Origin of the sequence: Phenylobacterium kunshanense (genome assembly GCF_003254525.1) — a bacterium.
In the GTDB taxonomy this organism is placed as follows: domain Bacteria; phylum Pseudomonadota; class Alphaproteobacteria; order Caulobacterales; family Caulobacteraceae; genus Phenylobacterium; species Phenylobacterium kunshanense.
In genome coordinates this window covers 162,502-173,627 of the sequence record NZ_QFYS01000003.1, presented here as the reverse complement: position 1 = coordinate 173,627, position 11,126 = coordinate 162,502, and the positions used below count along the sequence as shown (strand labels likewise).

7 protein-coding genes are annotated in these 11,126 nt (G+C 69.6%); 4 read left to right on the top strand and 3 right to left on the bottom strand.

Features of this window, described 5'->3' with window-relative positions; all coding sequences use genetic code 11:
- Positions 1-11: 11 nt before the first annotated feature.
- Positions 12-2,984: a TonB-dependent receptor domain-containing protein gene (locus DJ019_RS08865; RefSeq protein WP_205854126.1), complete on the bottom strand. Its 2,973-nt coding sequence runs from the start codon at positions 2,982-2,984 to the stop codon at positions 12-14.
- A 273-nt stretch (positions 2,985-3,257) separates the two neighbouring features.
- Between DJ019_RS08865 and DJ019_RS08860 the strand changes: the two genes are divergently transcribed.
- From DJ019_RS08860 to DJ019_RS08850, 3 genes are all read left to right on the top strand, one after another.
- Positions 3,258-3,740, top strand: a complete 483-nt coding sequence (locus tag DJ019_RS08860) for an Lrp/AsnC family transcriptional regulator (protein WP_111275659.1) — start codon at positions 3,258-3,260, stop codon at positions 3,738-3,740.
- Between the two features lie 103 nt (positions 3,741-3,843).
- Positions 3,844-5,073 carry an aminotransferase class V-fold PLP-dependent enzyme gene (locus DJ019_RS08855; protein ID WP_205854125.1) on the top strand — a complete coding sequence of 410 codons (1,230 nt, stop codon included), beginning with the start codon at positions 3,844-3,846 and terminating at the stop codon, positions 5,071-5,073.
- A complete protein-coding gene (locus DJ019_RS08850; RefSeq protein ID WP_111275658.1) occupies positions 5,070-6,644 on the top strand; it encodes a S10 family peptidase in 1,575 nt (524 codons plus the stop codon). Before DJ019_RS08855 ends, DJ019_RS08850 begins: the two co-directional genes overlap by 4 nt.
- Before the next feature lie 10 nt (positions 6,645-6,654).
- Here the strand turns inward: DJ019_RS08850 and DJ019_RS08845 are convergent, their stop codons facing one another.
- Positions 6,655-8,169 (bottom strand): S10 family serine carboxypeptidase-like protein, encoded by a 1,515-nt coding sequence (locus DJ019_RS08845; RefSeq protein WP_111275657.1) that lies wholly within the window; start codon positions 8,167-8,169, stop codon positions 6,655-6,657.
- Between the two features lie 262 nt (positions 8,170-8,431).
- On the opposite strand from DJ019_RS08845, the gene DJ019_RS08840 reads away from it, so the two are divergent.
- The gene (locus DJ019_RS08840) at positions 8,432-9,610 is read left to right on the top strand and encodes a pyridoxal phosphate-dependent aminotransferase (protein WP_111275656.1); all 1,179 of its coding nucleotides are present in this window, start codon (positions 8,432-8,434) and stop codon (positions 9,608-9,610) included.
- A 1-nt stretch (position 9,611) separates the two neighbouring features.
- Here DJ019_RS08840 and DJ019_RS08835 read toward each other — a convergent pair whose 3' ends face one another.
- Positions 9,612-11,009, bottom strand: coding sequence for a L,D-transpeptidase family protein (locus DJ019_RS08835; RefSeq protein WP_165843951.1), 1,398 nt, complete (start codon positions 11,007-11,009; stop codon positions 9,612-9,614).
- Between the last annotated feature and the right edge of the window lie 117 nt (positions 11,010-11,126).

Here is an 11,126-nt window from a genome sequence, read left to right as displayed (position 1 = left end):
CTCGCGCCGTACTAGAACCTGGCCTTCACGCCGACGAAGTACCGCCGGCCAAGAATGTCGCCATAGGTGCGGGTGGGGAACGACGGCTCCTCGTCGGTCAGGTTGGTGACCCCGGCCCGGACCGTGTAGTTCAGGAAGTCGTACGAGGCCGACACATTGTGCCGGATGTTCTCCTTGATCGTCGGCGTCGGCACCGTCTCGATGGTCGAGTTGGCCTGGAATTTCACCGGCGACAGATAGTTCATGGTGTAGGTCGCGCGGAACGGACCCTTGCGGAACCGCGCGTCGAACTTCGCTGCGAAGTCCGGCGACGGACCGTAGCCGGTCGTCGAGGAGGTGTTGTCCACGCGGAGCACATCGAAGCCGGTCACCGACACTTCCAGCTTCTCGGTGCGGGTCGCCTCCAGGTTCAGCTCCAGCTCGCCCAGATCGCGGTCCTCGAAGAACCGGCCGATCGGGAAGGTGTAGTTGATGTTGTAGACCTCACCGCGGAACGTGGTTCGGCCCGCGTTGAACGTCGTCGAGCGCGCCGAGATGATCTGGCCCGCCGCATCACGCGCGAAGGTCGAGCAGATGTCGGCCGGCTGCGGCGAGGAGTCGAAGCAGGTCTCCAGGAAGTTCTGTGGCGTGAACGCCGACAGGCCGTTGGTCAGGTCCACCTCGACGCGGTCGGCGACGATCGTCAGGCCCGGGATGAACGTCGGCTGGAAGACGAAGCCGTAGGTCCAGGTCTTGGCGATTTCGTTCTTCAGCGCCGAGTTGCCGCCCGTGGTGATCTGAGCCGAGGAGAAGTTCTCGGCCAAGTCCTGGAAGGTGGCGAGATTGCCGTAGCCGGGGTTGGCCCGGAACAGCGCCTGACAGTTGGCGAGGCGCGTGGCCGGCGCGGGGCCGGACGCGATCCGGTCGGCGTCGCATGGATCCACCCCGATCGAGCCCAGCGCCGTCCGCGTCGGCGCGAAGAGCTGGTCGAGGGTGGGAGCCCGGAAGTTGCGGCTGCGCGAGGCGCGGAGCGTGAAGCCCTCGACCACTTCCCAGCGGCCGCCTACGCCCCAGACGTCTTCCTTGCCGGCGATGGAATGGTCCACATAGCGGTAGGCGCCGTTCAGCTCGACCGACCGGGCGAACGGAAGGCTGAAATCGCCGCCCAGCACCGGGACCAGCAGCTCGGCCGAGAACTCGTCGGTGTTGAACTTGCCGCCGGTGGCGACCGTCGGCACCCGCGAGCCGACGAGGCCCTGCTGGTTTGCCGCCAGTGGGACGAACTTGGCCTTCTCCGCGCGGTGCTCGTAGGCGACGCTGAACTTCGCCTTGCCGCCCGGCAGGGCGATCAGGTCGCCGCCCAGGGTCGCCAGATAGTCGTCTTGGGTGTTGAGGTAGTCCTGGCCGATCGGCGTGGTCACGTAGAGCCGCGCCTCCTGGCTGACGTTGCCCACGCCGAACGGGTTCAGCGGCGCGCAGGCCGGGTCGTCATTGGCCGTCGAGGCGTCGGCGTTGATCCCGCAGACGATGTTGCCGGCCGAGTTCCGCACCGCGTTGACCGCATTGTTGAACCGCGAGGTCCAGACGCCCCAGCCGCGCAGTTCGCCGTCGGTCTCGGCATGGCTGGCCGAGACGCTCCAGTAGAAGTTCCGCTCGCCCACGTCGAAGTCACCGTCGAGGGCCAGCAGGGCCCGGACGGTGTCGGTCTGCAGGTTGTTCTCGCGGGTCGGCAGCAGGTCGCTCCACCACTTCGAGAGCGTCAGCGGCGCGCCGGCCGGCCCAAGGATCGCCCGCACCTCGGGCGACAGATACGGGTTCGTGCGGGACACCGAGATCGCGCCGGCGCCGCTGGCGGCGTTGTTCAGCACCGTATTGCTGGCCTGGTTGCCATAGGGGTCGCGGCTTCCGACCCGGGCGTAGAGAAGCTCGCCCGACAGCTTGATGCGGTCGGTGATGTCGTAGTGACCCACCACGGTGCCGGCCCAGCGCTCGACACCCGTGTAGAGCGCCGCGAGTTCCTGGTACGGATTGCCGTCGCCGCCGCTGGTGAAGGGCGGGACCGCGTTGTTGAGCAGGTTGCCGATGCTGTACGGGACCAGCGCCGTGCCGGCGGCGTTGAACTGCTGCGGCACGCCTCCGACGCGGTAGATCGAGCTGGCGAAGGGCGGGCCCGGATTGAACAGCACGCCGTTGGCGTTGAAGCTCACGAACCGCGTGTTGAGGTTCTCGGTGACGGCGGGGATCCCGTCGGAATTCGAGCGGTTCAGCGGGTTCGAGATCGTCACCCGGCCCAGGTTCGAGCGGGGGCGGTCGTAGTCGTACAGCGGCCGGGTCTTCGACCATTCCAGGTTCACCGCGAGGTTCGCGCGGTCGTCCAGGAAGTTGCGGCCGGCCGTCGCCCGCAGGCTGGACTCCGGATAGTCGTTGCGCGAGCTGATGCCGTACTGGGCGTCCAGCTCCAGGCCCTCGAAGTTGTCCTTCAGGACGTAGTTCACCACCCCGGCGATGGCGTCCGAGCCGTAGACGGCGGCGCCGCCGCCCTGGACCACATCCACACGCTGGATGAGGCCTGTCGGGATGATGTTGGTGTCGACCACCCGGTCGCCCAGGCCCTGCGAGGAGGTCACGAACCGGCGGCCGTTGACCAGCGTCAGCGTGCGTCCCGGTCCGAGGCCGAAGATGTTCGGGAACTGCTGGCCGCTGCCAGCCGCCGCCCCGTTGCCGGGCGCGATGGCGAACTGAGGCATGTTGGAGGTGAGCTCGTTCAGCGCCTGACCGGCCTGCACGAAGCCGCGGTCCATGATCGCCTGGGCGTCGATCACCGCCACCGGCGCTTCGGTCGTCGTCTCGGCGCGCTTGATGCGCGAGCCGGTGATGACCACCTCGCCCAGCTCCTGCGCGTCGCCCACGGCCTGGGCCGCGGCCGGCTGGGCCGCCGTCAGCGCGAGGCCCGCCACCATGGTCGAGGCGAACAGCCGCCCGCGCACCGAATTCCCGATCATCATATCCCCCGCGGTTCCGGCCCGGACAGGAGGGTTAGGGACCCGCCCAGAGCTCTGCGTGAACGAACGGTAATGTCGGAGGCTCGGTTTTTCTTTTCGTTCTTGGAAGCATCACGCGCGCGTCACAGATTGATAATGCAGGCCACAGCACGGCCGTGCATGGCCAATGCAGGAACCGACGGTGACGCCGGGTCCCGCCAACCGACACAGCCCAGCCTTGACAGCGACGTTTCGTGCATCCGCTATGCGCGCAACCTTGCCGCACAGGACATTTCTATGCCCGCCCCGCTGGACGCGATCGACATCAAGATCCTGGAGCTGATGCAGAAGGACGCCTCGCTCTCGACGGGCGAGCTGGCGGAGCGGGTAGGCTTGTCGCAGTCGCCGTGCTGGCGGCGCATCCAGCGGCTGCGCGAGGAGGGCTACATCAAGGGGATCGTCGCCGTCGTCGACCACGAGAAGCTCGGCTACAAGATGCAGATCTTCGCCCAGGTGAAGATGACCACGCTCACCGAGGCCGAGCGGGCGAATTTCTACAAGGCGATCAACAGCATCCCGGAAATCCAGGACTGCTGGACCGTATTCGGCGAGATGGACGCCATGATGAAGATCCTGGCCCCCGACGTCGCCTGGTACCAGGACTTCATCTTCTCGGTGCTGCTGAAGCTGCCCGGCGTGGTCGACGTCCGCTCCATTGTCACCCTCGGCGCCCAGAAGAGCAGTCAGGCCGTGCCGCTCGTCGCCCGCCAGTTCCGGTAGGCCCACGAATAAATCATCCAAGCGACCCGGCGCCCCGCCCGAAGTTCGAAAGGATAATCCGACCTTGCGGAGCTAGCCTTGTCGTCGAGGGGCAGGAGACCCGATGGAATTCACCCGTAGAGCCCTCGTCGCCGGCGCCGCAGCGGCGCCCGCCCTGGCCCACGCCGCCGAGCAGGCCCTGCCGGCGAAGGCCGCCTTCGCGAAGATGCCTTACGTCTACCTCGACAGCGGCTCGACCCATCCCATGCCGCTGGGCGCCCGCGCCGCGCTTGAGGAATACCTCCGCTACAAGACCCGCGACGGGCTCTGGCCCGGCTACAGCATGGACGCCAAGGAGAAGGCGGTCGTGGAGGGCTTCGGCGCCCTGGTCGGCGCGGCGCCCGACGAGCTGACCATGATCCAGTCCACCACCATGGGCGAGAACCTCGTCCTCCAGGCCCTGGGCTTCCCTGAGGCCGGCGGACGCATCGTCACCGACGCCCTGCACTTCTTCGGCTCGTTCTACACCTACGGCGAGCTTGGCAAGGCTGGGGTCGACGTGGTGACCCTGCCGATGACCCCCGAGGGTCGCATCGACATGCAGGCCATGGCGGCCGCCGTGAACGACAGGACGAAGCTGGTCTCCATCAGCCACGTCTCGACCACCAACGGCTTCGAGCACGACCTGAAGGCCGTCTGCGACCTGGCTCACGCCCACGGCGCCTACGTCTATGCCGACATCGTCCACGGCGCCGGCTCCACGCCCCTGGACCTGCGGGCGGCCGGCGTCGATTTCGCGGCCTCATCCTCCTACAAGTGGCTGATGGGCGACTTCGGCCTCGCCTTCCTCTACGTGCGCCGCGAGGTGCAGGAGAAGATCGCGCGGCCCTGGTGGGGCTATCACCAGGTCGGCGGCCGGTTCGTCACCCACGTCTTCCCTTTCGACCCGCCCGGCGAGGCGGTCGCCGACTACGGCTACGCCCCCGGCGCCACCGGCAAGTTCGCCATGGGAACCACATCGTGGACCGGCGTGGTCCAGCTCGAGCACAGCCTGGGCTTCATCCGCGGGCTGGGCGTCGACCGCATCCAGGCCTACCGCCAGCCGATGGCCGACGCGATCCAGACCGAGCTTCGCCGCCGCGGCTACCAGCCGATGACACCGCTCGGCAGCCGCACGCCCCTGGTCGCCTTCGCCCTCAAGGACGCCCGGGCGAAGCTGAGCGACCTGCTGGCCAGGAACGACCTTCGCCTGACCGTCAGCGCCAACCGCTTCCGCGTCTCGCTCTCGGTGTTCAACGACATGAACGACGTCGACCGCCTGCTCGCGGTCCTGCCCAAGGCCCCGCCCGCATGAAGCTCGCCACGACCCTGGCCGCCGCGCTGCTCACGGCAAGCGGCGCGTTCGCCCAGACAGCGCCGCCACCGCCGAACTCCAGCCCCTTCGCGATCCCCATGTCGCGGCCCACGGCGCCCGGCCCCGTCGAGCCCCTGCCCGCGCCTAAACGCTTCCTCAGCAAGCGCAGCATCACCGTCAAGGGCCAGAAGGTCGCCTACACGGCCATCGCCGGCGAGACCTACCTCTACAACCGTGCCGCCGAGCCGATCGGCTCGATCTTCTCGTTCAGCTACCTGCGCGACGGCGCGAAGGATCCAAACCGGCCGGTTCTGTTCGTGTTCAACGGCGGCCCCGGCTCCTCCTCGCTCTGGCTCCACATGGGCGTCGTCGGCCCCCGCCGCGTGGTGCTGGACCGCGAGGTGAACCCGTCCAACACCCCGCCCTTCGGCGTCGCCGACAATCCCTACAGCCTGATCGACGTGGCCGACCTGGTCTTCATCGATCCTGTCGGCACGGGCTGGTCGCGCGTCGTCGGCAAGGGGACTACCGCCGACTTCTGGGGTGTCGACGAGGACGCCGACACCGTGGCCCAGTTCATCGAGCTCTGGCTCACCGAACACGGCCGCTGGAACAGTCCGAAGTTCCTGATGGGCGAGAGCTACGGCTCGGTCCGGGCCGCTGTGCTGCCCCGGGCGCTGATGGGCGGGCCGCTCTACGTCGGCATGATGCGCGGGATCACCGTCAACGGAGTGGTCTTGCTGGGCACGACCCTCAACGCCCGCATCGGCCAGCCCGACGCGGAGGGCGCCGAGATGCGCCAGGCCCTGATGCTGCCCGCCATGGCCGACACCGCCTGGTATCACCAGAAGGTCGATCGCGCCGGCCGCGGCCTGGAGGCCTTCCATCAGGAGGTCCTGGCCTTCGCCAAGGGCGACTACCTCGCCGCCCTCCAGGCCGAGAAGGCCGGCAGCCTGTCGCCGGATCGGCGCGGCGCCGTCGCCGCTCGGCTCGCCGGCTACACCGGCCTGCCCGCCGCCGCCTGGGAGAAGTCGCTCAGGATGTCCGACGGCGAGTTCTCCCGCCGCCTCCTGGCCGACCAGGGCCTGCAGGTGGGGACCTACGATTCCCGCTACACCCTGCCGCTCGCGGGCAGTGGGAACGATCCCGTCGGCGACGACCCCGCCATGGGCCGCTATGTCCCCGGCTTCCTAGCCGCCTTCCACCAGACCGTCGCGGAAGACCTCGGGGTGAAGATGGACCGTCCCTACGGCGCCATCGTCTGGAAGGACCTGCTGCCGTCCTGGAACTGGGACCGCAAGGGCGTGCCGCCGGGCCAGAGCTTCGCCACCGACCTCGCCGTCGCCATGCGGCGCAACGAGACGCTCAGGGTGCTGGTGGCCTCAGGCTACTACGACTTCTCCACCCACTCGGCGCCGGCGGAGTTCTCGGTGGAGCAGGCCAGGCTCCCGCCCGACCGCACCATGCTGCGCCGCTACGCCTCGGGCCACATGCTGTACCTGGGCGACACCGCCGGAGCCTTCGCCGACGACGTCCGCACCCTCATCCGCGACGCGACGAAGAAGAAGTAGCGGCGCGCGGCTACTTCGCAGTCACGAACGCCCGCACCGCCGCGCTGAACCGCGCCAGGTTCTCCGGCCCCTCGTACACACCATGTGGACCAGGGAAGTAGGCCGCCGTGAGCTGGCCCGCCGGCACGCCCGCCTGGTCCAGGGTGTAGCGCGCCGCATAGGCCGGGGTGGTCAGGTCGTAGTAGCCGGCCGCCCAGAACAGCCGCAGTGTCGGGTCCGCCCGCATCGCCGCGCCCAGGGCCTCCATGGCCCGAGCGTCGCGCTCGTGCTTCCAAGCCGCGTTCACGGTGAAGTTCACGCCGTAGTAGGGCTCGGCGCCGGCGGGGAACTTCAGCACCTCGGTCATGTAGCGCCTGACCACCGGCGAGGGCACCGCGCCGATGGCGGCGGGGCTCGGCGGCGGACCGGCCGGCGCGCCCGGCGCCCGCTTCGGCACGACGCCCAGCGCGGGGTCGTCGATCGCCCCGTCCTGCCCGGGCTCCAGCGGCGCGGTCACCCGGACGTCCAGGAGACCCGTACGCAGGCCTCGGTCCTTCAGGACGTTGAACATCCAGTCGTTCTTGGAGAGCCTGAGGTCCTTCTCCAGGATCAGCGCCGCGGGCAGCCCCACCAGCGCCGACATCCGCTCGGCGACCCGGCGCTTCTCGGCCTCCGGCAGGCTGCCGCCCTGGATAAGCGCCGCCACATAGTCGGTGCGCGCGAACTGAAGGGCCTCGGCATAGACCTGGTCCACGGTCCGCCCCGCCCGGGCGATGGTCTGGAAGTGCCAGGCCCCCGCAGCCATGGTCGGCAGGCTCGCCACATGCGGCATCTCACGGCCGGGCGTGTCGCCCACCAGGGCGATCAGCAGGACGCCGTCGAACGGCAGATCCTTCGCCACCTTCGTCAGCATCGCCGCCCGCGTCGTGCCATAGCTCTCGCCGGCCATATAGCGGGGTGAGGCCTCGCGGGCGTTGGCCTTCAGCCAGCCAGCGATCACATCCCGTGTCGCCAGGGCGTCGCCGGTGGTCGAATAGACACCGCCTGTGTCGGCGTCCGGCAAAGCGCGGGAAAACCCTGTCCCCACGGGATCGATGAACACCAGGTCCGCCACGTCCAGCGGGCTCTCGGGATTCGGCTCCCAGGCTCCGCCGCTGCGGTCCCCAGGCGCTGCGGGCGTTCGCCGATATGGCCCCATGGCGCTCATGTGCAGCGGAGACGACGAGGCCCCTGGCCCCCCGTTGAACACGAACACCACTGGCCTCTTCGCCGGCTCCCTCACGCCGTCGCGCACATAGGCGATCGTCGTGGCGTGGCCGACCGGCTTGCCCGCAGCGTCATCGACGCGGACTTCGCTGACCGTCGCCGTGTAGCGAAACCTCTGCCCCCCGAAGACGCCCACATGCCGGGTCACCGCCATCCGGGGGGCCTGAGCCGTGGCCTCGGGGGGGCTGCCAGGCCGGGTCTGGGCGGCCGACGGCGCGCCCATGGACGAAAGGACGATCAAACCCAGCGCGGCCAGGCCGCCGCTCCGCAAAGTCTTCATGCGCACCCCCCGGACTTGCGGACACCCTAGCCGCCGTCACCCGGATTTTCCTTTCGTTGTGCAGCCTGGGCGACGTCCAGCGACAGGGATGGTTCTGCGTCTCCCCGCATTGACGCATGAGTTATGCGCCCAGGCCTTTCGGCACGAATAGCCCACGCGCGACGCCCCGCGACCTGAGGCAAATTCGCAAAGATTGTCCGGCGGCGGCGCCTAAGCTTGCGGATACCCGCCAAACTTGGGGGCGGCGCGTAAGGACGTATCGTTGACCTCTGCCCAATCGCCCCGCGCGCCCGGCGCGCAGCCCCTGGCTGCGGGCGAGAGCCTGTTCGAGGCGCCGTCCTATGCAGAATGGGGCCGCGGCGTTCTGCGCGTGCGCGATTCCGGGGCCGACGTGGCCATGCTGTGGGACAGCACCATCGCCGAGCCCACCGCCGCCCTGATGGACGTGGTCCGCAACGCCTTCTCGCCAAGCGTCACCTCGCGCTACGTGAGCGTCTTCGCCGACGGCAACCGCTTCGCGATCGAAGCGCTGGCCCAGCGATACGGCCTCGCGACCGGCCAGATCCTCACGACCACGGGCGCGACAGGCGCCCTCGCCCTGACCCTGAAGGCGCTGGTGGAGCCTGGCGACCAGGTGCTGGTGGAACAGCCGGGCTTCGACGTCCTGGCGCGGCAGGCGCGCGAGGTCGGCGCGGTGGTCGGCCATGTCAGGCGTCCCGCGCCGGATTTCCGCGTCGACCTGGACGATCTGGCGGACCGACTGACGCCCCGAACCCGCGCTGTCCTGATCACCAACCTGCACAACCCCAGCGGCGCGCGACTGACGCCCGCGGAAATCGCCGCCATCGCCGCCGTCGCCGACCGGGTCGGGGCGGTGCTGGTAGTGGACGAGGTCTATGCCGACTTCGCCCGCGAGGCCGGGGATCCGCCCGCCGCGACCCTTGCCCCCAACATCGTCACGGTCTCCAGCCTCACCAAGGTGTTCGGCCTCTTCGCACTCAAGTTCGGCTGGCTTACCGCCGACGCGGGCCTGCTGGCGAAGATCCGCGCCGCCGCGCCCGACGGCGACATCGGCATCTCGAAGCTGTCCCATGCCGTGGCCGCCCATGTGCTGGAGGCTCCCGCGCCGTTCGAGGCGCATTGGACCCGCACCCTCGCCGCAACCCGCGCGCCGGTCGCGCGTACCGCCGAAGCGCTGCTTCGAAGGGGGCTTCTGGAAGGCGAACTCCAGCCCTACGGCTGCATGTATTTCCCGCGCGTGCCGGGCGTGGACGACACGCGGGCGCTGGCTCGCCGTCTGTTCGAGCGCCACGGCGTGCTGGTCGCGCCCGGCGAGTATTTCGGCGCCCCAGGGCGCCTCCGCATCGGCTTCGGCGCCGACGTGCAAACGGTCGAGCTAGGTCTCGCCCGCCTCGCCGAGGGTCTCGCCGCGGAGCGCTGAATCAGGCGTCTGCGCAGTCCGTGGAGCCCGCCGAGGCCATGGCGCCGCCGGCCGGCCTCACGCCACCCAGCGCGATCATCAGCTTGCGATCCCATCCATAGACGTCGCGACGGAACGCCACCCTGCCATCCTCGTCCGCCACGGCGGTCCAGTGAAACACATAGAGGGGCACGGGCGTCCGCAGCGCCACGCGCTGGGTGGAGCCGGCCGCGATCGCAGTCTCTACGCCTTCCACCGAACCACCCTGCGGCGACAGCAAGATCGCCGCCAGCTCCCGCGGCTTCTCCAGCCGCATGCACCCATGGCTCAGGGCCCGATCGGCGCGGGTGAAGGCGGCCTTGCCCGGCGTGTCGTGCAGATAGACGCCGAACGGGCTCGGCAGGTCGAACTTCACCACCCCCAGCGAGTTCTTGGGCCCGGGCCGCTGGACGAGCTGGCCGCCGACCCAGGTGAAGTTGTTGCGCGCGAGATAGCCGGGATCGCGCCGGGCGCGCGGCAGGATCTCCTTGGTCGCGATGGAGCCGGGCACCCGCCAAGGCGGGTTGAACACCACCGCTTCGATCCGCGAGGCGAACATCGGCGTCGGGTGCTTCGGGTCGCCCACGATGACCCGCATGGTCAGGCTCGGCCGACCGCCGGCGAACAGGGTCGCGGTCGCCCCTCCGGTGTCCACTTCCAGCCGGTCAGCGGGCAGGTCGCGCGGCGTCCAGCGATGGCGTTCCAGGTTCGCGTCGATCTGAGCGAGGCGGGTCGCCGCCGGCACATTCAGGGCCGCGCGGGTGGCCGGGCCGAGAACGCCGTCGACCTCCAGGCCGTGCCGGACCTGGAACGCCTCCAACGCCGCCCGCAGGCTGGCGTCGAACAGGGTGGGCTCGGCCTCCGCACCGACTTCGTAGCCCTCAGCCGCTAGTCGCGCGCGCAGGGCGGGGATCGTGTCGTGGCGGTCGCCTTCGCGCAGGGTCGGCCCGGCTGGCAGGATGCTCCAGCCCCGCGTCGTGAGCGACGCATACCGAGCCCGAGCCTCGCGGAGCGCGCGATACTGCGCGGAAGCGGGCGACAGGTTTCCGAGCCAGGCCTCGAGCGTTCCAGCGGCCCGGGCGGCCTCCAGCTCTCGCGACACGTCCCGCCGAGGCGGCTGCAAAGCCCATTCGTCGACCACGGCGCGCGGTCGAAGCCGCTGGCCCAGCTCCGTCTCGGCGTGCCGACGCAAGGCCGCCAGCAGATCCGCGTCATCGCGGCTGGCCGCCTGCGGATCGGCCTCCGCCAACGTCCGGACAATGGCCTGGCGCTCGGCCGACGACAGGGCGGCCGCCTGCGCGGATATCGCGCCGGCGCTCCACGCCAGCGCCGCGGCGACCGCCAGCCGCGCGATAGTCAACACCCACAACGCCACGTTCACCACCCGAGATCACCGGCCCGCCGTCTACGCGGAACGGCCGTCCACGCGATTGACTGATCGCAAGGCCGCTCCGCGCATCCTCGCCATGGTATACGTCTACCATCGCATGAGGCCGAC

Excerpts from the sequence above, each read along its gene's own strand:
- DJ019_RS08860 (WP_111275659.1), top strand. The coding sequence starts at position 3,258 with ATGCCCGCCCCGCTGGACGCGATCGACATCAAGATCCTGGAGCTGATG.
- DJ019_RS08845 (WP_111275657.1), bottom strand. The coding sequence starts at position 8,169 with ATGAAGACTTTGCGGAGCGGCGGCCTGGCCGCGCTGGGTTTGATCGTC.
- DJ019_RS08855 (WP_205854125.1), top strand. The coding sequence starts at position 3,844 with ATGGAATTCACCCGTAGAGCCCTCGTCGCCGGCGCCGCAGCGGCGCCC.
- DJ019_RS08865 (WP_205854126.1), bottom strand. The coding sequence starts at position 2,984 with ATGATGATCGGGAATTCGGTGCGCGGGCGGCTGTTCGCCTCGACCATG.
- DJ019_RS08850 (WP_111275658.1), top strand. The coding sequence starts at position 5,070 with ATGAAGCTCGCCACGACCCTGGCCGCCGCGCTGCTCACGGCAAGCGGC.